We start from the raw sequence: 24087 nt of genomic DNA, 5'->3' as shown, positions 1-24087 counted from the left end.
ATGACATACACACTCGATTGGCAAGCCTATACAAAACTCGCACGACAAACCGTCGCGGAAGGGGCGGTCCTCTTACACAATGATGGTGTGCTCCCGTTGCAACCTGCATCGACGGTCGCTGTCTTCGGACGTAATCAGTTCAACTACTATAAAAGTGGTACAGGATCAGGCGGAATGGTCAACGTTACGAACGTCGTCAGTCCGCTCGATATGCTACGCGAAGACGTGACGCTGAATGCAGACGTCCTCAAGGCGTACGAGACATGGCTTGAAGACCATCCGTTTGACCAAGGTGAAGGCTGGGCAGCCGAACCGTGGTCGCAAGAAGAGATGCCGCTTGACGCGACACTCGTTCAGCAAGCAGCGCTTGACTCCGATGTTGCCTTGATCATGATTGGTCGTACGGCTGGGGAAGACCGCGACAATACAGCGGATCCAGGGAGTTATTTTTTAACGGAGACGGAACAGGAGATGCTCCGACTCGTGACGACACACTTCAAACAGACCGTCGTCGTCTTGAACGTCGGGAATATCATCGATATGCGCTGGGTCGAAGAGACGACGCCAAGTGCTGCCCTCTACGCGTGGCAAGGAGGAATGGAAGGCGGAACTGGACTGAGTGATCTTTTGCTCGGCCGCGTCTCGCCGTCTGGGAAACTACCGGATACGATTGTTCGTTCACTCGATGATTATCCGTCGACACCATACTTCGGTCATGCTGATCGCGCGTTGTATCAAGAAGACATCTATGTCGGGTACCGTTACTTCGAGACGTTCGCACCGGAAGCGGTCTTGTATCCGTTCGGGTACGGATTATCGTACACGTCGTTCGACCTGACGACAGACGTGACGACGTCAGCTGACGCCTGGACGGTGACGGCGACGGTGACGAATACCGGTCAGACGAGCGGGAAGGAAGTCGTACAAGGTTATCTCGAGAAACCACAAGGACAACTTGGAAACCCGACGCGTCAACTCGTTACGTTCGGCAAGACAAAAGAACTCGCACCAGGCGAGCAAGAATCTCTCACACTCGTCGTACCGTTCGCCTCGTTCGCGAGTTATGACGATAGTGGCGTTACCGGGCATAAGTCGTCTTATGTCGTCGAACCTGGCACGTATCAGCTCTATCTCGGAACGGACGTCCGGTCGGCGGTTCCAGTCGCAAGCCATTCTGTCGAGACGCTTGACGTCACGGACGTCTTAACGGAGAACATGGCACCGGTGACGGCGTTTGAACGCATCAAACCGCAAGCGACCGAAACGGGATATACGGTGACGTATGAAGCGACACCACTGCGGACGATCGATCCGGAACAGCGCCGTCAACAGGAGCGTCCTGTTGAACGGACGCAGACGGAAGATGCCGGTTGGAAGTTACGCGACGTCAAAGAAGAGCGTGTCACGCTTGAGACGTTCCTCGATCAATTGACGGATGCAGATCTCGCGGCAATCGTCCGGGGGGAAGGGATGAACTCACCGCGCGTCACACCGGGAACGGCGGGCGCCTTCGGTGGCGTGACGACAGAACTCGAAGCACTCGGCATTCCAGCAGGCTGCTGCGCGGATGGTCCGTCTGGGATTCGGATGGACATCGGGACGAAAGCCTTCTCGTTACCGAACGGAACATTGCTTGCCTCGACGTTCAACACAACATTGATTGTCGATCTATTTGAGATGACAGGTCTTGAGTTACGGAAGAACGAGATTGATACGTTGCTTGGACCCGGGATGAACCTCCACCGTCATCCACTCAACGGACGGAACTTCGAGTATTTCTCGGAAGATTCGTATCTGACTGGAAAAATGGCCGTGGCACAGCTCGACGGGATGCACCGGGTTGGTGTGACGGGAACGTTGAAGCACTTCAGTGCCAACAACCAAGAGTTCCACCGGCATGATCTGGATTCGATCGTGTCTGAACGGGCGTTACGTGAGTTGTACTTGAAAGGGTTCGAGATGGCAGTTAAGGAAGGGAAAGCATACTCGATCATGACGACGTACGGTGCCGTCAATGGCATCTGGACTGCCGGCTTATACGATCAGAACACACGCATCTTGCGCGATGAGTGGGGCTTTGACGGAATCGTCATGACCGACTGGTGGGCGAAAATCAACGCCGAAGGAACGGAAGCAAACCGGCAGCAAACGGCGACGATGGTCCGTTCGCAAAACGATCTCTATATGGTCGTCGGCGAACCGGGAACGAATCCGTTCGAGGATGATACATTGACGGCTCTCGCAGACGGAACACTTCGACGCTCCGAGTTATTGCGGAGTGCGGCGAACATCTGTCAGTTTCTACTGCGGTCACCGGTCATGGATCGTGTGATGGGAACGGCGTCACCCGTCGAGGTCCTCGGGGCACCGGTTGAAGAAGAGGCACTCGAAGATCAAGCTGTCTCGCACCAGCGTCTCGTCAGTGGTAATGCGTTCTCGTTAACGGATGTTGCGACGACGACGGGCAGTAGTCACGTCTTCGCTGTCACAGCAGAAGAGACAGGGATGTATCAGGTCACGTTGACGGCACGTTCGAATGCCGGTGAACTGGCGCAGATGCCAGTGACGTTGTTTGCGAACAACATGCCGGTCGCGACCTTTACCTTCAACGGGACGAACGGCGAGTGGGTCAGCCAGACGAAGGACGTCTTCGTCTTCAACCCACACAACTATTTAAAACTCTACTTTGCACTCGGTGGTCTCGAGTTAAAAGAGTTGACGTTTACGCTTGCGGAATCGTTTCATATGAAGAACGGCTGATTAGATTAGCCGGACGGAAAGGACGGATTGTGTGCAGTTTTCCATCATCAAAAAACGGGTCGAGCAACTGCTTTCCCCGTCGTTACAGGGACGGATTGCTTTTCATGCAGCTGTCTACCGGATTCAAGACAGTCCTAGTCGTGTCTGGGTGACGTTTGACGGAGAAGAGATTCTTGGAGCAGACGATTTTCGCTTCGAACGGGAAGTCGATCGGCGTTACGCGTTCCGGGCTGCACAGTTACCGGAAAAACCTGACGGAGCGTTATGGCAGTCCGACTGGTTGGAACAGTCGCATGCGTTATCGGCTGAGATCGAACGACAAGTCAAACAAGACGGGTATCTAGAGAACTATGAGATGCAACAAGATTTGTTAGAGTATCCGAATCTTGCGTTTGAACAAGCACTCGTTCATCCACATCCTTTCATCCGTGGTATCGCACGGCTCGATCGGCGACTCGGCAAACGACGTTTCCTATCGCTGACGCATCAGTCTGATTTTGAACAATGGTGTGCAGATACGCGGCAAACCGTCGAACGCTGGTGACACGAAAAAGCACGCTTCCTCAAGCCGAGGAGGCGTGCTTTGCTGTTAGATTGAAAACGAGTTGACCTCGTGAATGCCTTCTTCTTCAACGAAGGCGTCGAGTAAAGCACGGACTTCGTCCGTTGAGTTCGTCTCCATCAATTTGACCCGAAGTTCACTCGCGCCGCGGAATCCGCGGACGTAAATCTTGAAGAACCGACGTAATGGCTTGAAGAGACGTGGCTCGAATTGAGCCGAGTAATGATCGTGTAGATCGAGTTGTAGACGTAACAAATCGAGTAATTCTTGGCTAGAATGTTCTTTTTTCTCGACTTCGAACGCAAACGGGTTGTGGAAGATCCCGCGACCGATCATGACGCCGTCGACACCGTATTTCTCAACGAGTTCAAGACCGTGTTGGCGATCGTTGATATCCCCATTGATCGTCAGTAACGTCTGTGGTGCAATCTCATCACGTAACTTCTTGATTTCCGGAATCAATTCGAAGTGTGCTGGAACGGCACTCATCTCTTTACGTGTCCGGAGGTGAATCGAGAGGTTCGCGATATCTTGCTCGAGGATGTGGCGCAACCAATCGTGCCACTCTTCAACCTTCGTATAGCCGAGACGCGTTTTGACGCTGACTGGGAGACCGCCCGCTTTTGCAGCTTGGATCAGTTCAGCTGCGACTTCCGGACGATTGATCAAGCCGGAGCCTTTACCGTTAACAGCAACGTTATGGACGGGACAGCCCATGTTGATGTCGATTCCGCTAAAGCCCATCTCTGCCATGCCGATGCTCATTTCGCGGAAATATTCCGGTTTGTCGCCCCAGATATGAGCAACCATTGGTTGTTCATCCTCCGTGAACTCAAGACGTCCGCGGACGCTCTGCTTGCCTTTCGGATGACAATAGCTTTCTGTATTCGTGAATTCCGTGAAGAAGACGTCCGGACGCGCCGCTTTTGCGACGACGTGGCGGAAGACGACATCGGTGACGTCTTCCATCGGTGCTAAGACGAAAAATGGTCGTGGTAGGTCCTGCCAAAAGTTCTTTTTCATAGTATATTAAACCCTTTCCTTAAGGTAATGCACATGTGTGGTTAAAGAATTTCATCAACTATACACTTTAAGCGCTCTCGTTAAAAAGTGCAAGTGAGTGCTATTCGTTACCGTGAGGAAAGAGATTGGTGTACCATATGCTGCTTCATCCAGTCCGGACCCGGAATCAGGTGTCCGGCTTCGTCCTTATAGATGACGTGTTCTGGGCGAAGTTCCGTCGGTGAGACGAGTCCTGCTGCCGCCGTCAGATTGTAGAGTCCTTCTCGTAACGAGATGATGTAGTTCGTCACGCGGAAACTTTTTTCGTCGACGATCAGCGCCTTCTGCAGTTTCGGATCAGTCGTCGCGACGCCGACTGGACAGTGATTCGTATGACAGACTTGGGCTTGAATACAGCCGACATTAAACATTAAACCACGCGCGATGTTAACGAAGTCAGCGCCGAGGGCGAGAGCGATCGCAATCTTATCAGCACTGATCAGCTTACCAGATGCGAACACTTTGACCTTGTCGCGTAAACCGGCTTCTGTCAAAAGTTGATGGACGAAAGGTAATGCGGAAAAGAGTGGTAGGCCGGCAGCATCCGCAAGTTCTTGGAACGTCGCGCCTGTCCCTCCTTCGCCACCGTCTACCGTCATGAAGTCTGGATGACGACCGGATTCTTTCATATAAGCAATCAACTGACGCATGTCTTCAAGATTACCGACGACGACTTTGATCCCGACTGGTTTTCCGCCAATCTCACGTAGACGTTCGACCCAGTCGAGCATCGTCTCTGGTGTCGTGAATTCGTTAAACCGGTTCGGACTATCGATGCCGACACCGACTTTGACCTTCCGGACAGCGGCAATCTCTTCCGTGACCTTTGCGCCTTCTAAATGTCCACCACGCGTTTTAGCCCCTTGGGCAAGTTTGAGTTCGAAGGCTTTGACTTGTGGTAACTCACTTTTTTTCTGAAACTCGTCGAACGAAAAGTCGCCGTCCTCCGTCCGGACACCGAACAGACCGGGACCAATCTGACAGATGATGTCGACGTCACCTTTGAGATGAAAGTCGGATAGCCCGCCTTCACCAGTATTCATCCAGCTTCCTTTAGCGCGACCGAGTCCAATCGATAGAGCGGTGATGGCCCGGTCACCGAGTGCACCAAAACTCATCGCCGATTGACCGATCAGCCCTTGGATTTGATAAGGGTGCCGACACGTCGTCGCCCCGATGACTGGTGCATCCTCCATTTTCAAGAGATAGGGTGAGATTTGCTTGGCAACGAGATGTTCTTTCCGCGTAAACAGTTCATCGCGATCAATCTGATAGATGTGCGTATCGACACGTTCTGATTGATCGATCCGTAATTCCTGTCGATTCGTTGGAAAGAGGGCGTTTTGTACATAAAAACCAGCTTCTTCAAAATTACGTTCCGAGCCAAAACCAAGAATCCGACTTTGGTATTTGCCAGAAAGGACGGCTGTCTTATATTCATTGCGAGAGAAGGGTTTGCCTTCGTTATTGTTGAGAAATAAGTATTGGCGGAGTTCCGGTCCCATGTTTTCGAGGATATAGCGCATCTTTCCGAGGACGGGGAAGTTGCGCAGGACCGCATGTTCTTGTTGGCGACGATCGGCGCGCCAGACGTGCCAAAAGAGGAGGGGGGGAACAAGGATGATCAACAGGGCGATGGCGAGTAAAATGAAGAGCACAATCGTATCGATAGACATCAAAATTCCTTCTTTCCCGTAGATTCGTGTTATGTAAGTTGATACCACTGAAGCTTCTGTTACAAACTGCACCAACTGGCTATTTCCAGATTTTGAATCTTTTCTGTCAGTAATGTCGTAAATAAGACTATACATTAAAGGAGGAGACCGGTATGCATACACTTTATATGAAACAAAAAGCCTTCAGTTTGCGTGGACGATTTGCGATTCAGGACGAAGAAGGACACGATGCGTATCACATTGAGGGAAGTTTTATGAAATTACCGAAGACCTTCACCGTAACGAACCGAAACGGAGAAGTCGTTGCTGAAATCGAGAAAAAAACGTTTAGTTTCCGTCCGGTCTTTTATGTCGAAGCAGTGGGACAATCATTCGAAATCATCAAAGAGTTCACGTTCTTCAAGGATCGTTATACAATCAACTCGGATCAGTTCGAAGTCACAGGCGACTGGTGGGATGTCGATTTTGAAGTCCTGCAACAGGGACAACGGATTGGTCGCGTGCAGAAAAAGTGGATTTCTTGGACCGATCAGTACATGATCGAAGTCGAAGATGAAGCGATGGAAGAATTATTGATCGCCCTCGTCGTCGCGATTGATTGCGTCAAAGCGGAGGAAAGCTCGAATAACTCGTCTTTCATCAATTAAAAAGGGGAATGATGCAAGATGGAACAGTGGGATGTATACACAGCAGATCGTAAGAAAACAGGACGGCTCTGGACACGGGGAACGCCACATACAGCCGGCGATTATCATATGACGATTCACGTCTGTGTCTTTAACGCCAAGGGAGAGATGCTCGTCCAACAACGGCAACCGTTCAAATCTGGTTGGTCGAACATGTGGGATCTGACGGTCGGGGGCAGTGCGATCAGCGGGGATACGAGTCAGATGGCAGCGCAACGGGAACTGTCGGAAGAGCTTGGACTCGATATTGATTTCACGGGTGTCCGCCCCCATCTGACGATTCCATTTGAAATCGGTTTTGATGATTATTATCTCGTCGAACGGGAAGTGGATCTGACGACTTTGACGTTACAGGAAGAAGAAGTTCAGCGTGTCGCTTGGATGACAGAAGAAGCCATTGTCAACGGGATCGAAGAAGGCTGGTTCATCGGTTATCATGAATCATTGATTCGACTGTTATTTGCCCTTCGTCATAGCTACGGCGCACATAATGAAGTATAAAAATAAGCCCTTTCAGATCACTGGAAGGGCTTGTTGATTGATTGAGCAGATTTTTCGAAGTTTCGCTTCATACATAAATCAAAAACTACTTAATGTTTGTTATCAATTCGTTTAATATAAAGCCGTTTCGAAGGGAAGTAAATAGATAGTTCTTATGAAATCTATAAGTAAATTGAATGAGTAAAGTTAATTATTATTCTTCAATTAAATAATGATAGGAATTTAAATGGTTATATTGTATAAAAGGAGGTATTCGTTTGAAACCTAATATTTTTGATTATGCTACCAGTGAGTTATCGCAAGATGCCTTTCTATGTTGGTTATTGAAATGGGCGGAAGAAGAAGCACGAAGTCAAGATCCACAACTCCATGCGATTGCGAATGTATTTGTTAAAGAAATTTTTGACCTTCATAACTGTCAATTAAACGAATTGATTCAAAGTGTATATATTAAAAGACAATTTAACAGTCTAGATATATTAGCGATCATCAATGAGACATATGCCATTATGATTGAGGACAAAGTATTTACAAGTCATCATTCAGATCAACTAAGTCGATATCTTAAAATGGTCCAAACTCACCCAGAAACCAAACATTTAAAGCCAATACCGATTTATTACAAAATCGTAGAACAAGGCGACTACTCCGGCGTTACAGGAGCAGGATATCAAGTATTTACGCGAGCGAAGATGATCGAAGTACTGAGCGGCTCTCATACTTCGACGACCAATGATATTTTGAATGATTATCTTCATTATCTCAAGCAGATCGACACCTCGATCGAATCGTATAAATCACTACCAATTACCGAATGGAATACCTTCTCTTGGCAAGGATTCTATAGAGATTTACAAAAAGAATTGAAGAACGGAAAATGGGGACGCGTTGTAAATGCACGTGGAGGATTTTGGGCATTCTGGTGGAAAGGAGACGATAGTCAACCGCACTATTGGCAGTTAGAAGAATCAATGTTAAAAGCAAAGGTAGAAGCTGCTGATAGTCAAAATATAAGAGAGTATCGGGATCAGTGCATGCAAGCATTGTTGAAGTATTCTCAAAAAAATGAGTTGAATTTAAGTCGACCAAAAAGTGTTCGTAGTGGAAAAACGATGACGATTGCACAACGCCCCGATTACATACAAGTCTTTGATGATCAAAAAATTAATTTTGAACAAACCGTATTAGAATTGAAGCGTTATGCATATTTTAGTCAGGCTCCGTTAATGTAGATCGATTGGTTGAAAGGATATTACATCATCTACTTGCGTCACCTTAAAAATATCCGGATTTTTAAGCTGTAAACTTTCTTCGAATCCAAATGTTGGATCGATCGAATGCAAATATAAAGACAACAAATTCCCGTGTGTCACGAGAATGGATCCATCATGCTGTTGCAACGCTTCATCGACGACACGCGTGATGCGCTTAGTTGCTATCCGGCTAGATTCACCACCAGGACACGTATAGTCTGGATCGATGAACGTTCGACGAAGATGGTCCTGCCAATCGTCAAGTGGAATAGCACTTAACCGTCGTTCTTTTAAGTCCTCTTCTTGTGTAACGGGTAGTTTCAGAGCAGTCGCAAGTGGTTGAATCGAGTCGAGCGCTCGGCGATACGGACTCGAAATAAGATGTGTGATTGGAAGCTCAAATAACTGCGTACACAGTCGTTGCGCCTGTTCTTCTCCACGAGGTGTTAACGGGGCATCCGGTGCTTGACCAGTCGTTTCACAGTGGCGAATCAAGTAAATCGTCGACATGAATGTTTCATCCTTTCGTGATCAAGTGGTGCTGTATGATTTCTGGAAAAGATGGTAAAGTCCTTTTCATAGATTGAAAAATCATTTTGAAAAAGGCGTTGACAAATGCTGTCGAGATTACTAGAATTAGAAACAATTCATCGATGCAGCGACGCATCGGATAATCAAATAAAGAGAAAGCTATGATTGTCATGGGTCACACTATGGCAGGAGCAGCTTCTGGAGAGACCGTGTCGACACGGCGCCGAAGGGTTCACAATCTCAGGCAAACGGACAGAAGAGTAATCACATGCAGCGACGGGCATTCGTGGAATGTCGTAGTGGCGTGTATGGGTTATTCCTTTGATTTTGTTGAGATTGGACATTCGTCCAGTCTCTTTTTTTCTTTTTCAGGACCGACAGAACGGTCTGAAGCTTAGAGAAACCATCACAAGGAGGAGTTCAGGTTTGGAACAGCAAGGATTAAAACGGGATTTATCGAATCGTCATGTACAGTTGATTGCCATTGGTGGAACGATCGGAACGGGTTTGTTTTTAGGATCAGGTAAAGCGATCCAACTCGCCGGACCATCGATCATTTTTGCCTACTTACTCGTCGGGATCGCGATCTTCTTCGTCATGCGGGCACTTGGGGAATTGTTATTGTCAAAAGCAGGTTATCAGTCACTTACGGATATCGCAGAAGATTATCTCGGACCACGTGCCGCATTCGTGACCGGTTGGACGTACTGGTTCTGTTGGATTATGACAGCGATGGCGGACATCATCGCTGTCGGTGTGTACGTCAAGTATTGGTTTGATATCCCGCAATGGATTCCAGCCGTACTCGCGCTCTTGATTTTACTTGGCTTTAACTTATTGACCGTTAAATTGTTCGGTGAACTTGAGTTTTGGTTCGCCTTGATCAAAGTCGTGACGATTCTTGCCTTGATTGGTGTCGGAATCGTCTTGCTCGCAATCGGTTTTAAAACGGACGCCGGTCCCGTGACGGTCTCGAATCTCTGGTCGCATGGCGGATGGATGCCAAACGGGATTTCTGGATTCCTGCTATCGTTCCAAATGGTCGTCTTTGCCTATGTCGGCGTCGAGCTCGTTGGGGTATCCGCAGCGGAGACAGCGGATCCGAAGAAGAACATCCCGTCCGCGATCAATAAGATTCCGCTCCGGATTCTGTTCTTCTATGTCGGTGCCTTGCTGATTCTCTTGATGATCAACCCATGGACAGGATTAAGTGCAACAGAAAGTCCGTTCGTGAAGACGTTCAGTTTGATCGGGATTCCGCTCGCAGCAGGAATCATCAACTTCGTCGTACTGACATCCGCTGCTTCTGCATGTAACAGCGGAATGTTCTCGACGAGCCGGATTCTGTATAACCTGGGAAATCAACAGCAAGCGTCGAACAAGTTCTCGAAGTTGAACAAAAATCATGTTCCAGCAAACGCCTTGTTCGTCTCGACGATCGTCGTCTCAGTCGGTGCTTTGCTCAGTAAGCTGTTACCGGGACAAGCGTTCAGTATCGTCACGACGATCAGTGCAATCTGCTTCATCTGGGTCTGGGGTGTCATCCTCGTCTGTCATCTCCGGTACAAGAAACAAAATCCGGAATTACATGCAGCATCGACATTCAAAGCACCATTGACACCACTCGTCAATTACCTCGTGCTCGGATTGTTTGCCGTCATTCTCGTCGTTATGTTATTTGCTGACGATACACGTCCAGCCTTGTTGCTGACACCGGTCTGGTTCCTCGGACTATTTGGACTATATCACCTCCGGAAAAAGAAACAACAAGCAGCTAATCAAAAAAGTGCGTAAGCCAAAACAAGCCGGTCGGACCTAATCCGACCGGCTTGTTTCATGGTGTATCGAAAGCACCATCCTGTAGTTGTTTCCGAAGTGCTTTAGCTTTCTTTCGAATATCGCGTTTGCTGTCCGCATCGCGCTTTCCCCATTGCCGATACATCATCGACATCCGCTGATTATCAGCGAAGCGTTTTTCATGCCGATCGATGAAGTCCCAGTACAAGGCGTTAAACGGACAGGCATCCTCTCCGAGCATGTCCTTTTGATGAAACGGACATCCCTTGCAATAATCACTCATCTTATGGATGTAATTCGCCGAAGCGATGTACGGTTTAGTCGATAACGTTCCCCCGTCGGCATGTAGCGCCATTCCGAGGACGTTCGGTAAAACGACCCAGTCGTAGGCATCGATGTACATCTCGTTAAACCAGTCTGCTGTCTGTTGCGGCGAGATCGCAAACAGATTGGCGAAGTTCCCGAGCACCATCAAGCGCTGGATGTGGTGATTATGGGCATGTTCGACGACAGGACGTAACGATTCAGCGACACAGTTCATGTTCGTCTTCCCGGTCCAGAAAAAGTCCGGTAGATCCGCTTCATGACGCAGCGCATTGACGGAAGCGTAGTCTGGCATCTCAGCTAGATAGACGGCACGCATGTATTCGCGCCAGCCGAGGATTTGGCGTATGAAACCTTCGACCGCATTGAGCGGAGCATCCTGTTCTTCAAGTGCTGCCTCGACTTGACGAATGACCTCTTCCGGTGTCAGTAAGCCGAGATTGATTACTGCTGACAAGAGCGAATGCGATAACGTATCTTCCCCGGTCAGCATGGCGTCTTGATACGTCCCGAACGTCTCAAGCCGCTCTTCGATGAAACGATGGAGAGCCTGCATCGCTTCCTTTCGCGTAACCGGCCAATGAAAGGAATCAAGTGCTCCTGGATGATCGGAAAAATCACGCTCGACCTTGTCGATGACGTCCTTTGTGATGCGATCGGGACGAAACTGAATTGGATCCGGAAACGTCGTCCCCGACTTCGCCGGTTTCCGGTTCTCGGCGTCAAACGACCACTTTCCACCGATCGGTTTAGAGCCGTTCATGAGAACGTTTCGTTCCTTGCGCAGTTTGCGATAAAACCGATCCATCTTGTATGGCTTGTCGCCAATTGCTTCGACCGCTTCTTCCTGTGTCAGTAAAAACAACGGCACGTCGGAACAGACCTCGACCGTGATCTTCTTCGGTAAAGCGTCTTGCCACTTGTGCATCGCCTTGCGCATCGGTTCGTCCGTGATCGCCGTATAAAATACATGATCCGGATCATGATCTTTCCGGTGCGCCTTAAATGCCTGATCAAACGAATCCGCTTCCCGGTAATCGACGGTGAAGCCTTTTTCGCGCAGTTCTTCCGCAAAATGTCGCATCGCTGAGAAGACGAGGACAAGTTTTTGTTTATGGTACGTCTTCCACTTGGAGCGCGAGGTCGCTTCGACCATCATGATGACGTCGTCTTGTTTGTTTGCTTCCTTCAATAAAGGGAGATCGTGATTCAATTGATTGCCGAATATCCAGCGTGTCGCCATGAGTGTTCCTCCTTTTACTTTCGTTATATGATTACCGTTTTTCGTCAAAGTCATGCCTGATTGTGTGCCGGCTGACGAACATCTTCTTATTCTGAATCATCGCTTTTGCACATTTCTTAATGTAAAAGAAGTTCCTTTCTGTACAAGCTATGATAGGGTTATAATGGAAAGGTAAGTTGTCGTCATGAGGGGGAAGTTTTTCATGACAGGTAGTCCATAATATCAACGGGGATAGGAAGGATATCATGAGCAGTATGCCTAAAAAAACAGACGTTATTTTAATTGGTGCCGGAGTCATGAGCGCGACGTTAGGGGTCTTGTTAAAAGAACTCGCGCCTGAGATGAACATCAAGGTATTCGAGAAACTCGCGAGTGCCGGGGAAGAGAGCTCGAATGAGTGGAACAATGCAGGAACAGGTCACGCCGCACTATGCGAACTGAACTATACGACGGAAAACGCCGATGGTTCAATCGATATCAGTAAAGCGATCAAAGTAAACGAACAGTTCCAACTGTCGCGTCAATTCTGGTCGCATCTCGTCAAGGAAGGTGTCTTGCCGAATCCAAAAGAATTCATCATGCCGATTCCACATATGAGTATGGTCGAAGGAACGGAAAACGTCGAATTCCTGAAAAAACGATTGGAAGCGCTATCAGCGAATCCGTTGTTCGCAGGGATGGAATATTCAGAGGATCCAGCGAAACTAGCCGAGTGGATTCCACTCATCATGAACGGTCGGACGTCACCAGAGCCGATCGCCGCGACAAAAATCGATTCAGGAACGGACGTCAACTTCGGTGCGTTGACACGAATCTTGTTTGAATATCTCACACAGCACGATGTAGAGATCAACTACCAGCACGGTGTCGAGGATTTGAAGCGTGTTGACGGGGGTTGGGAAGTCAAAGTGAAGAATGAACGGGATCACCGGATTGAGCATCATACGGCGCAGTTCGTCTTCATCGGGGGTGGCGGTGGTAGTCTACCGTTGCTCCAAAAAACTGGTATCGAGGAATCGAAGCAAATCGGTGGTTTCCCGGTCAGCGGCTTGTTCCTCGTTTGTAAAAATCCTGAGATCATTGAACAGCATCATGCGAAAGTCTATGGAAAAGCAAAAGTCGGAGCACCACCGATGTCGGTGCCGCACTTGGATACACGGTATATCGATGGAAAGAAATCGCTCCTCTTCGGACCGTTCGCTGGCTTTTCACCGAAGTTCCTCAAGACAGGATCAAATCTTGATTTGATCGCATCCGTCAAACCAAACAACGTCTTGACGATGCTTGCTGCGGGAGCGAAAGAGATGGGATTGACGAAGTATCTGATCGAACAAGTCCTCTTGTCGACGGAGCAACGGATGAACGAATTACGAGAGTTCATCCCGAATGCGAAGACGGAAGACTGGGATGTCGTCGTCGCTGGTCAACGTGTCCAGGTCATCAAGGATACACCGCAAGGAAAAGGGACACTCCAATTCGGAACAGAGGTCGTCAGTGCAGCCGACGGATCTGTCGCTGCCTTACTCGGGGCGTCTCCAGGTGCCTCAACAGCGGTACCGGTCATGCTCGAAGTACTCGGAAAGTGTTTCCCGTCCGAATTACCGACGTGGGAAGCAAAAATCAAGGAGATGATTCCGTCTTACGGGATCTCACTCGTCGAACATCCGGAGCTGTTCGAACAGATCCATGCCGAAACAGCTAAAACGCTTGAGCTTGAACAAGGTCAACCGATTCGCTAAACGAAAACCGTCCGACTCCACGAGGAGCCGGACGGTTTTTTGATTTAGCGGAAGTTACGGAAGAAACGTGTTTTCTTCAGTGCAATCCCGACTGGAATCGCAACGAGGATGCCGATGACGTTTTGTGTGATGTTTCCTGGAATTGAAGTGGCTGGTGCGACCCAGTTGCTGAACATAATCCCTTCATGCACGAAGTAGACGAGTAGCATGACAGGAACGGAAGCGATCATCCCGATCAAGTTGAACGTGACATTCGTTCCGTTACGACCACCTGACCACGCGATGTAACCGACGATCAATCCTTGAAGTCCACGTGCGATGATCGTACCAGGTGCCCAAATCGCATAGCCCGTTAGAAGATCGAATAACCCCATTCCAACAGCACCGGCAATCAATGCTGTCCGTGGACCGAATAAAATCGCGATGAGAAAGAGCATCGCTGTTCCCATATGAATGAGACCACCGTTTAGTGCGATTGGTAATTGAATCTTGATCAACATCGTCGCAACGAGAACAAGTGCGATCGACATCGCAGTGATGACGAGTTGGCGGGTACGAGTGCTAGAATACGGTGCTGCTTTTTGCATGTGGCTAACCTTCTTTATGATAGATTTTAAGATATCTTCAATCTATCAGATGACTGGACTAGTCAAAAGTGTCAACTTTGAATTATTTATAGGGGTCAGATTTGAATACAAATCCTCATCTGTTTTTAATTCCAGAAGAATACGATCTATTGATACAGTTCAGAATGAAAAAATCTATAAAACAGTCGCTCTTTTCGAATGTACCCGTCATTTTTTTCATACAATGAATAGAGAAGGGAAGGGGAAGTCAATGAAATATCAGATCGCAACAGCCATTGTCATACTTGCTTCATTGTTACCAGTCAAAACGGAGGCAAAGGATCAGACGACACAACATCAGCGTTATTACGTAGCATACGAGAAAATCGTACAGAAAATAAATCGGACGAATGAAAATACGGACATTACGTTGCTTGCAGCAGATAAATTCGCAGACGAGGACTGGGTTTCACCGAAACGTTTTCAGGAACGGGTAGTCAAACGGTTAAAGCCGTTACGTGTTCAAACGAGTCTAGAGTGGGATAGTGAACGGACGCTCGAACGTACGCAACGGGAAAACGAAGTCCGGATCATGGGAAATTTCGAGACAGAACTCTTGGAACAGAGTAAACGACAACGATTATCCGATGTCTTTTCGATGACATCTCTTGCCGTCGATGATGGAAAGTGGACGCAAACCGGATTCTCTGGTACTCCAATCGATGCAGGACAAACGATGGTCGTAACGGTCAGTGGTACATACGCGAAGCAAGGCATCTTAACAAAGCACCACATCACAAAAGAATTTCATTGTTCATCCGTTGGTGAAATCTACTATTGAAATAGAAAAAGAGCGAAACTCGTTTGAGTTCCGCTCTTTTGCATTAATTCCGGATCAAGTGATCGAAAGCACCGAGTGCAGCTGTTGCACCAGATCCCATCGAGATGATGATCTGTTTATACGCGCTATCCGTGCAGTCGCCTGCAGCGAAAACGCCTGGTACGTTCGTTGCGCCGTGACGATCGACTTGGACTTCACCGAACTTGTTACGGCTCACCGTTTCACCGAGCCAGTCCGTGTTCGGTACGAGACCGATCTGGACGAAGACACCTTCGAGCTCGACGTGACGTTCGACGTTCGTTTCGCGCTCGATATACGTGATTCCGTTCACTTTATCCGTTCCCGTGATTTCCTTCGTCTGTGCGTTGACGACGACCGTGACGTTCGGAAGAGAAGCGAGGCGTTCTTGAAGAACAGCATCGGCTTTTAGTTCCGGTGCGAATTCAAGGACCGTGACATGCTTGACGATTCCTGCGAGGTCGATTGCTGCTTCGATCCCTGAGTTTCCGCCACCGATGACTGCGACACGTTTTCCTTCGAACAATGGACCATCACAGTGTGGGCAGTAGGCGACGCCTTTGTTCTTGAATTCGAGTTCACCTGGGACACCAACGTTACGCCAGCGTGCACCTGTTGAAAGGATCAAACTCTTTGTCTTCAAGACAGCACCATTCTCAAGCTCGAGCTCAAGGAGGTCTTTCTTCTCAAGACGAGTTGCTCGTTGCAGGTTCATGACGTCGATGCCATACTCCTTGACGTGCTCCTCAAGACTTGCGACGAGTTTTGGTCCTTCCGTGTACTTCATGCTGATGAAGTTTTCGATGCTCATCGTATCCATGACTTGTCCACCGAATCGTTCTGCGACGATTCCTGTCCGGATCCCTTTACGAGCTGCATAAATCGCAGCACTCGATCCTGCAGGACCACCACCGACGACGAGGACGTCGTATGGATCTTTGTCGGCGAAATCAGCAGCATCGGCACCTGTGCCAAGCTTCGCAAGGATTTCTTCGAGTGACATCCGTCCGTTACCAAATGCTTCGCCGTTGACGAAGACCGTCGGAACAGCCATGATCTCTTTTTGTTCGACATCTGCTTTAAATGCTGCACCATCAATCATCGTGTGACTGATGTTCGGGTTGAGGACACTCATAACGTTCAACGCTTGTACGACATCTGGACAGTTGTGGCAGCTCAAGCTGATGTACGACTCGAAGTGGTACGTTTCTTGAATGCCTTGAATCTGCTTGATGACGTCCGCGTCGACCTTCGGTGCTCGACCGCTGACTTGAAGCAGTGCGAGGACGAGGGACGTGAACTCATGACCGAGTGGGATTCCCGCGAACGTGATGCCGCTTGTCTCACCGACACGGTTGACTGTGAAACTTGGTGTCCGGGGAAGGCTTGCCTGCTCGACGGAGATGCGTGGTGTCATGCTTGCGATCTCTTCGACGAGTGCGCTCATCTCAAGCGAGACGGCGTCTGTCCCAGCACTAACGGCTAGGACGAGATCGCCTTCGAGAAGCTCGAGGTATTGCGCGAGTTGTGCTTTAATGTCTGGTGCTAAAGCCATCGCGAATCCGCTCCTTAAATTTTTCCGACGAGGTCAAGGCTTGGTGTGAGTGTTGCAGAGCCTTCTTCCCATTTCGCTGGGCAGACTTCGCCTGGATTGTTACGTACGTATTGTGCTGCTTTGATTTTGTTGACGAGTGTGCTCGCATCACGACCGATGCCGCCTGCGTTGATTTCAACTGTTTGGATGACGCCGTCTGGATCAATGATGAACGTACCGCGGTCAGCAAGACCATCTTGTTCGTTCAAGACTTCGAAGTTACGTGAGATGACGTGTGATGGGTCACCGATCATAACGTACTCGATTTTACCGATTGTTTCTGACGTTTCGTGCCATGCTTTATGTGTGAAATGCGTATCTGTTGAAACAGAGTAAACTTCAACGTCAAGCGCTTTGAGAGTTGCGTATTGGTTTTGGAGATCTTCGAGTTCTGTCGGGCAAACGAATGTAAAGTCTGCAGGGTAGAAACATACGACACTCCATTTACCGCGAAGGTTGGCATCCGTTAGGTCAACGAATTCTCCGTTGTGGAATGCTGATGCACTGAATGGTTTTACTTCACTTCCGATTAAAGACATGATAAAAATCCTCCTCAAGGGTTCTATATTTAGAATCTGTTCTAGTGCATACAGATAATCTGTATTTATCACACTAGAATAATTCTAATCTAATACTAATTTCATATAGACCAACACTTTTGTCAAGGTATAATCGGCAATTTCTTATTTCAGAAAAAATTGTGTGAACAAAAAAAGAAATCCCGACTCCTAAATGAAACAGGAGTCGGGAGCTGTATTCTTTATTGCCAGTCCGTGTGGAAGATCCCTTCGCGGTCTGTTCGAGCATACGTATGCGCACCGAAATAATCGCGTTGGGCTTGCAACATGTTGGCATTCGAGTTTGCTGTCCGGTAGCTATCATAATACGTCAACGACGTCGATAGACATGGGAGCGCAAAACCAGATAGCGCACCCTCGGCAACGACGTGGCGTAACGATTCTTGATACGCCTGTACTTTCTCAGCGAAGAATGGGGCGAGCATTAAGTTCGAGAGGTTCGCGTCGTTTTTGAACGCTTCACTGATGACATTCAAGAAGTCTGCCCGGATGATACATCCACCACGGAAAATCAAGGCGATCTCCTCAAGGCGTAAGTTCCAGTCGTATAGTTCAGACGATGTCCGGTACTGGGTAAAGCCTTGCGCGTAAGCTGCGACTTTCCCCATATAAAGCGCTTGACGAATCCGTTCGATCCACGCGTCCCGCTCAAGCGATGACAAGTCTTCTGGTCCCTTCAGAACAGCAGACGCTGCGACGCGTTCTTCTTTAACAGCTGAAAGGTAACGAGCGAACAAGGCTTCCGTGATGATCGAAGAGGCGATTCCATTATCAATTGCTTGTAAGCTTGTCCATTTTCCGGTTCCTTTTTGACCAGCTTGATCGAGAATGACATCGATCAACGGTTGCCCTGTCTCGTCATCCGTTTTCCGGAGAATGTCCGCTGTGATCTCAATCAGGTAACTTTTCAGTTCGCCTGCGTTCCACTCGGCGAAGATGTCTGCAACTTCCGTCACGTCGAGTCCAAGGCGGAAACGAAGGAAGCTGTAAGCTTCAGCGATCAGTTGCATGTCAGCGTACTCGATCCCGTTATGGACCATCTTGACGAAGTGACCAGCGCCCTTCGGACCGATATAGACACAACATGGATCGCCTTCAACGTGAGCGGCGATCTTCGTCAAGATCGGTGCGACATGTTCGTAGGCTTCTTTCGATCCACCCGGCATGATCGCAGGACCGGTCCGTGCACCGACTTCACCACCCGATACGCCGACGCCGATGTATTCGATGCCGTGTCGTTGGAGTTCGTCGAAGCGACGTTCCGTATCAAGGAAGTGGGAATTCCCACCATCCATGATGATGTCGCCTGTTTCGAGATGTGGAAGTAACGATTCGATGACTGAATCAATCGCGCTGCCGGCCGTGACCATCATGAAGATTTTACGCGGACGGGCGAGTGACTGTACGAATGCTTCGATATCGTAGTACGGATGAAGTGGTAATCCCTCATCGTGTGCAACGAGATCGTCCGTTAAATCACGTGTGTAGTTATAGATGGCGACTTCTTCTTGATGACTTGCCATATTCAGTGCTAAGTTGCGTCCCATGACGCCAAGCCCGATGACTCCGATAGAATGTTGCATAAGTAGAACGACTCCTTTTCTTAGACGACGAGGCTGAGGAGAAGAACGAACCCAAGTCCACAAACGGAAATGATCGTCTCAAGCACAGTCCATGTCGCAAACGTTTCTTTTAATGATAAACCGAAATATTCTTTAAACATCCAGAAGCCCGCATCATTGACGTGTGAAGCGATTAGACTACCCGCACCAGTCGCAAGGACGACGAGCGCTAAGTTGACGTCAGATTGCTCCAGTAACGGAATGACGAGACCTGCTGTCGAAAGGGCAGCGACTGTCGCAGAACCAAGTGAGATTCGCAGAATCGCAGCGATCAACCAAGCGAGCAGAATCGGAGATAACGCCGATCCTTCAAATAATTGTGCGACGAATGTACCGACGCCGCCGTCAATCAAGACTTGTTTGAAGGCACCGCCACCACCGATGATCAATAGCATCATCCCGATTTGGGCGATGGCCGTCGTACAAGATTCCATGACCGTTTGCATCGGAATCTTACGGGCGATCCCCATCGTGTAGACCGCGACGAGTAACGAAATCAACATCGCCGTCGAGGCGTTCCCGATGAACTCGATCGCCGAGATGACGCTACTCTCACCCAAGCCGAGTGTTTCTTGTAAAAGCGTGAAGATCGTTGCGACCGACATCAAGAGGACCGGTAGCATCGCAGTGAAGACACTAATACCGAAACCTGGCGTCTCGTCTAAATCAAATTCTTTTTGTTCCCCGAGTGACGCGATGTTTCCTGTGCGTGTAAACGATTCAGGTACGAGTCGTTTTGCGATCTTCGTAAAAACAGGACCAGCAATGATGACTGTCGGAACAGCAACGATGAAACCATACAATAAGACTTCCCCGATATTGGCTTTATACTCCCCTGCGATGACGGTCGGACCTGGGTGAGGTGGTAAGAAGCCGTGCGTGACAGACAGTGCTGCGACCATTGGGATCCCAAGATATAAGATCGAGACGCGGAGCTGGCGTGAAATCGCAAAGACGATTGGAATCAACAGAACGAGTCCGACTTCGAAGAAGAGTGCGATTCCGATGATGAACGAAGCAACGACGACCGCCCATTGGATGTTCTTTTCCCCGAATCGTGCGACAAGCGTCATCGCGATTCGCTGCGCCCCCCCGGCGTCAGCGATTAGCTTTCCAAGCATCGCACCAAGACCAAAGATCAGAGCTAGGTGACCGAGTGTTCCTCCGATACCGGCTTCGATCGTCTTGACGATCTGATCGAGCGGCATACCGAGTAATAGTGCAACGCCAAAGGAAACGATGATGAGTGAAACGAACGTATTTAATTTTAACCCCATGATGAGAACGAGCAATGCGACGATCCCAATTCCTACGATGACTAAAGGCATGATGACTTCCCCCAAAAGATTAAGTTAGTTTTCCTCTTGAATCAAGCTCCGTTGATACATAGCAATTCGTTTGTGGTCTTCGGATAATGTCCGCGCTAGACTAATGAAAATCGGTAAAAGCTGACGATATTCATGCATCGCTTCTTCATTTGGTACATGGCGATGTGTTTCCCCAATCATCTTGGATACGACTTCGAACGAATCGATTTCCCCTGTCGCATACAGTCCGAGAATACAAGCGCCAAGACATGAACTTTCGAAACTTTCCGGAATGACGACTTCCGACTCAAAGATGTCCGCCATCATTTGGCGCCAGACTTCAGACCGGGCAAATCCACCGGTTGCCTGAATCCGCGTCACAGGACCATCCATGCATTCGACGAGTGCGAGGAAGACGGTATACAGATTGTAGATGACGCCTTCTAGTGCTGCCCGGATCATGTGCTCTTTTTTGTGTGAGAGCGTCAAACCGAAGAATGAACCGCTGACGTCCGGATTCCATAGCGGTGCTCGTTCACCGGACAAGTAAGGATGGAACAACAGACCGTCGGACCCCGGGCGGACGCGTTCGGCAATCTTCGTCAGGACAGCATACGGATCGATGCCGAGGCGTTTTGCTGTCTCGACTTCTGCTGAAGCGAGTTCGTCACGAATCCACCGTAAGACCATTCCTCCGTTATTGACGGGGCCGCCGATGACCCAGTGGTCCTCGGTCAGTGCGTAACAGAACGTTCGTCCTTTTTCATCCGTCTGTGGACGATCAATGATCGTTCGGATGGCACCGCTCGTTCCGATCGTGATCGCGATTTCCCCTTTGCGAATCGCGTTAACACCTAAATTGGAGAGGACACCATCACTGGCACCGACTAAGAACGGCGTATCGACGGATAGTTCCATTTGTCGTGCGTAATCAGTATTAAGTCCGGTACATGACGTCGTTGTCGGTACGGGTTCCGATAAATAGCTTGCATCGATACCCGCGACATGCAGTGCGCCCGTATCCCAACCTAATTCATGAATATTAAAGAGACCAGTTGCTGAAGCGAGAGAGTGGTCGATGACATATGTTCCGAACAGTCTTTGGAACACGAACTCCTTGATCCCGACATATTTTTTCGTTTGAGCGTGGAGCTCCGGACGATCTTCGACGAGCCAACTGATTTTGCTAAGCGGTGACATCGGATGAATCGGTGTCCCGGTCCGGTGATAGATCGAGAGACCATATTGTTCCTTAATCTTGTTCGACCATGCTTCACTCCGACTGTCCGCCCATGTGATGCAGGCAGTCAACGGTTGATGTTGTGCGTCCATCGCAATCAAACTGTGCATGGCACTACTGAACGCGACGAACTTCGGTGGCATGCTCGGATGACGTTTTGTGATCAATCGGATGGATTCGAGTACGGCATCAAAAATTTCTTCCGGATCCTGTTCCGCCGTCGAACGGTTCGGTGTGTGGAGTGGGTAACCGACGTTCGTTTGTCCGATGACCTCTCCTTTTGTCGTAAATAAGACTGCTTTCGTACTCGTCGTTCCGATATCGACGCCTAACATGTATTCAGTCATGTGAATCGACTCCTTTCGACATCATTTGTTGCGTTTTCCAGAGATCTTCGACTTCCTGAACATCATCAAAGTTCTGATGTAAGGAAGCAACCATCCGTTCACGATCTCCTGTCTCGATCGCTTCGATATACAAGGCATGGTTCGCGAGGATGCGTTCAAAGTCTTCGATGTCTTCCTCGAATCGTACCCGCATTGATAGGAGGATGAAACTTTCCATGACTGGTTTGAGATTTTGCCAAATCATGCTGACATACCCATGATCGATCGAGCGGATGATCGTTTCATGAAACAGTACGTCTTGGAAAGAGAATTCATCAGCATCCTTATATTTGATGGCAACCTTCATCATTTCGAGAATTTTGCTGAGTTCACGGACGAGTTCTGCCCGTTCGACCTTAACAAGTCGCTCGAAGACGAACGTTTCGATGAGTAACCGGACATCATAGATTTCTTGAATGTCGCGCTCGGATAAACCGACGACGACCGCTCCCATTCGTTCGAGACGAATCAACTGTTCGGCTGCAAGCACCTTTAACGCGTCACGGACAGGTGAGCGACTGACTGAAAAATCAGAGGCTATTTTGTTTTCGGATAAGATGGTACCGCTTTCAATTTTTCCTGAAATGATCCGCATTCGTAGTTCGTGCGCGACACGATCTCCGGCAGAAGCTTTTGACAACCACTTCAAGGGGTATAACAGTTCTGACATAAAATCACCTGATTTCTAGAGTGAGTATACTTGTATACAAGTTAGTATATACGTTTTTCTTTAAAATGCAAACGCTTCACTTAAATCTTAGAGATCAACTGGCAATCAGGAAATCGGTTCCAAATATGTTAGGGTGAAGGAGTAATCAATAACCAGAACGGGTAAGGAGGAGATAGTACATATGAACATTTTAGTTGTAGGTGCAGGAGCAGTCGGAGGTTATTTCGGGGGCCGTCTTGCTGAGCAAGGTGAACAGGTGACCTTTCTCGTCCGTCCGAAGCGATATGAACAATTACAAAAAACAGGTCTACAGATCACTAGTCCTCATGGCGATATCACGATCACGCCTCAGTTAGTGACACGAGACATGCGACCGGATCACGTATTTGATGTCGTTTTGCTTTCGACGAAAGCCTATCACTTAGATGATGTCTTAAAGGATCTTACGCCATTCGTTTCGAACGAGACGTATATCATTCCTTTATTGAATGGCATGCAACATATTCGTCGGTTAACAGAAGTCTTCGGAGAAGAGCGTGTACTGGGCGGTCTTTGCTTCATTGAATCGACGCTTGATGCAGAAGGACGCATTTTACAGACGAGTCCGTCACATCGACTGTTGTTTGGCTCACGAACCGGCAAACCAACAGCTCGTTTGCAGGAGATCGCAACACGTTTTGCGAAAGCGAAGGCACCGATGGCGTACTCGATGCATATCATGGATGACATGTGGCAAAAGTATCTTTTCATTTCGACATTTGCGGGTGTGACGACGCTATTTCGTTCAGCGATTGGTTCGATTCGGGAAGAAGCTGTCGGGCGTCAGATGATTGTAGACGTCATGAACGAAGCGAAACAGGCGATGGAAGAACAGGGCGCGGTCTTCAATGACGATACAGAAACGGTGCTATTGAAGCAGATGCATGCGATGGAAGATACGATGAAATCGTCGATGTTGCGCGATATGGAAAAAGGTCAGCCAGTCGAAGTGGAACATTTTTTCAGCGCCTTGTTAAAACCTACTTCGACAGAACGGTTCAGAGCTTTAAAATTAGTCGAAGCAAACTTACGCATGTATCTTGGAACGATTAAATAGTTACATTTTTCTATTTTAGAAAAATAATGGAGTAG

At 48.6% G+C, this 24087-nt stretch carries 20 protein-coding genes and 1 riboswitch; of the genes, 9 read left to right on the top strand and 11 right to left on the bottom strand.

Annotated features, from left to right (window positions below):
- Both B3S86_RS13720 and B3S86_RS13715 read left to right on the top strand, forming a co-directional pair.
- Positions 1-2760 (top strand): glycoside hydrolase family 3 protein, encoded by a 2760-nt coding sequence (locus B3S86_RS13720; protein ID WP_290753766.1) that lies wholly within the window; start codon positions 1-3, stop codon positions 2758-2760.
- A gap of 31 nt (positions 2761-2791) precedes the next feature.
- Positions 2792-3304, top strand: coding sequence for an SF0329 family protein (locus tag B3S86_RS13715; RefSeq protein ID WP_290753763.1), 513 nt, complete (start codon positions 2792-2794; stop codon positions 3302-3304).
- Positions 3305-3349: 45 nt separating this feature from the next.
- On the opposite strand, the gene B3S86_RS13710 is transcribed toward B3S86_RS13715, so the two are convergent.
- Together B3S86_RS13710 and B3S86_RS13705 are read right to left on the bottom strand one after the other, a co-directional pair.
- A complete protein-coding gene (locus B3S86_RS13710; protein ID WP_029343007.1) occupies positions 3350-4345 on the bottom strand; it encodes a tRNA dihydrouridine synthase in 996 nt (331 codons plus the stop codon).
- Positions 4346-4452: 107 nt separating this feature from the next.
- Entirely contained in the window at positions 4453-6060 is a 1608-nt protein-coding gene (locus B3S86_RS13705; RefSeq protein ID WP_290753760.1) for an FMN-binding glutamate synthase family protein, read from the bottom strand.
- Between the two features lie 152 nt (positions 6061-6212).
- On the opposite strand from B3S86_RS13705, the gene B3S86_RS13700 reads away from it, so the two are divergent.
- The 3 genes from B3S86_RS13700 to B3S86_RS13690 all read left to right on the top strand — a co-directional run bounded on the left by B3S86_RS13700 (position 6213) and on the right by B3S86_RS13690 (position 8479).
- Positions 6213-6707: an LURP-one-related/scramblase family protein gene (locus B3S86_RS13700; protein WP_290753756.1), complete on the top strand. Its 495-nt coding sequence runs from the start codon at positions 6213-6215 to the stop codon at positions 6705-6707.
- A gap of 18 nt (positions 6708-6725) precedes the next feature.
- Positions 6726-7247 (top strand): NUDIX hydrolase, encoded by a 522-nt coding sequence (locus B3S86_RS13695; protein WP_290753753.1) that lies wholly within the window; start codon positions 6726-6728, stop codon positions 7245-7247.
- 257 nt (positions 7248-7504) lie between these two features.
- The gene (locus B3S86_RS13690; RefSeq protein ID WP_290753750.1) at positions 7505-8479 is read left to right on the top strand and encodes a PD-(D/E)XK nuclease family protein; all 975 of its coding nucleotides are present in this window, start codon (positions 7505-7507) and stop codon (positions 8477-8479) included.
- Here B3S86_RS13690 and B3S86_RS13685 read toward each other — a convergent pair.
- Positions 8471-9010, bottom strand: a complete 540-nt coding sequence (locus tag B3S86_RS13685; RefSeq protein ID WP_290753746.1) for a histidine phosphatase family protein — start codon at positions 9008-9010, stop codon at positions 8471-8473. The genes B3S86_RS13690 and B3S86_RS13685 overlap by 9 nt on opposite strands.
- A 209-nt stretch (positions 9011-9219) precedes the next feature.
- Positions 9220-9297: riboswitch (glycine riboswitch) on the top strand.
- A 160-nt stretch (positions 9298-9457) separates the two neighbouring features.
- Between B3S86_RS13685 and B3S86_RS13680 the strand changes: the two genes are divergently transcribed.
- Positions 9458-10825, top strand: coding sequence for an amino acid permease (locus B3S86_RS13680; protein ID WP_290753740.1), 1368 nt, complete (start codon positions 9458-9460; stop codon positions 10823-10825).
- A 40-nt stretch (positions 10826-10865) separates the two neighbouring features.
- Here the strand turns inward: B3S86_RS13680 and B3S86_RS13675 are convergent, their stop codons facing one another.
- A complete protein-coding gene (locus B3S86_RS13675; protein ID WP_290753737.1) occupies positions 10866-12395 on the bottom strand; it encodes a cryptochrome/photolyase family protein in 1530 nt (509 codons plus the stop codon).
- 245 nt (positions 12396-12640) lie between these two features.
- On the opposite strand from B3S86_RS13675, the gene B3S86_RS13670 reads away from it, so the two are divergent.
- A complete protein-coding gene (locus B3S86_RS13670; protein ID WP_290753734.1) occupies positions 12641-14134 on the top strand; it encodes a malate:quinone oxidoreductase in 1494 nt (497 codons plus the stop codon).
- 44 nt (positions 14135-14178) lie between these two features.
- Here the strand turns inward: B3S86_RS13670 and B3S86_RS13665 are convergent, their stop codons facing one another.
- Positions 14179-14721: an ECF transporter S component gene (locus tag B3S86_RS13665; protein WP_050678560.1), complete on the bottom strand. Its 543-nt coding sequence runs from the start codon at positions 14719-14721 to the stop codon at positions 14179-14181.
- A 250-nt stretch (positions 14722-14971) separates the two neighbouring features.
- Here B3S86_RS13665 and B3S86_RS13660 point away from each other — a divergent pair, with 250 nt between their 5' ends.
- Positions 14972-15541 carry a hypothetical protein gene (locus B3S86_RS13660; RefSeq protein WP_290753729.1) on the top strand — a complete coding sequence of 190 codons (570 nt, stop codon included), beginning with the start codon at positions 14972-14974 and terminating at the stop codon, positions 15539-15541.
- Positions 15542-15584: 43 nt separating this feature from the next.
- On the opposite strand, the gene ahpF is transcribed toward B3S86_RS13660, so the two are convergent.
- The 6 genes from ahpF to B3S86_RS13630 form a co-directional block, all read right to left on the bottom strand.
- Complete coding sequence (ahpF, locus tag B3S86_RS13655; RefSeq protein ID WP_290753726.1) at positions 15585-17114, bottom strand: alkyl hydroperoxide reductase subunit F; 1530 nt, start codon at positions 17112-17114, stop codon at positions 15585-15587.
- A 14-nt stretch (positions 17115-17128) separates the two neighbouring features.
- On the bottom strand, positions 17129-17692 hold the full coding sequence (gene ahpC / locus B3S86_RS13650) for an alkyl hydroperoxide reductase subunit C (RefSeq protein ID WP_012371860.1): 564 nt from the start codon (positions 17690-17692) through the stop codon (positions 17129-17131).
- Between the two features lie 221 nt (positions 17693-17913).
- Positions 17914-19314, bottom strand: a complete 1401-nt coding sequence (gene gnd / locus B3S86_RS13645) for a decarboxylating NADP(+)-dependent phosphogluconate dehydrogenase (protein ID WP_290753718.1) — start codon at positions 19312-19314, stop codon at positions 17914-17916.
- A 20-nt stretch (positions 19315-19334) separates the two neighbouring features.
- The gene (locus B3S86_RS13640) at positions 19335-20681 is read right to left on the bottom strand and encodes a GntP family permease (RefSeq protein ID WP_035411791.1); all 1347 of its coding nucleotides are present in this window, start codon (positions 20679-20681) and stop codon (positions 19335-19337) included.
- 24 nt (positions 20682-20705) lie between these two features.
- The gene (gene gntK / locus B3S86_RS13635; protein ID WP_290753714.1) at positions 20706-22247 is read right to left on the bottom strand and encodes a gluconokinase; all 1542 of its coding nucleotides are present in this window, start codon (positions 22245-22247) and stop codon (positions 20706-20708) included.
- Complete coding sequence (locus B3S86_RS13630; protein WP_035411797.1) at positions 22240-22956, bottom strand: GntR family transcriptional regulator; 717 nt, start codon at positions 22954-22956, stop codon at positions 22240-22242. The genes gntK and B3S86_RS13630 overlap by 8 nt, the downstream gene beginning before the upstream one ends.
- 181 nt (positions 22957-23137) lie before the next feature.
- Between B3S86_RS13630 and B3S86_RS13625 the strand changes: the two genes are divergently transcribed.
- Positions 23138-24052 carry a ketopantoate reductase family protein gene (locus B3S86_RS13625; RefSeq protein ID WP_035411800.1) on the top strand — a complete coding sequence of 305 codons (915 nt, stop codon included), beginning with the start codon at positions 23138-23140 and terminating at the stop codon, positions 24050-24052.
- The last annotated feature ends 35 nt before the right edge of the window (positions 24053-24087 follow it).

This window comes from Exiguobacterium sp. UBA3968, from assembly GCF_002385115.1.
In the GTDB taxonomy this organism is placed as follows: domain Bacteria; phylum Bacillota; class Bacilli; order Exiguobacteriales; family Exiguobacteriaceae; genus Exiguobacterium_A.
Note: the sequence above shows the minus strand (reverse complement) of the source record. Positions and strands in the feature narration are given on the sequence as shown.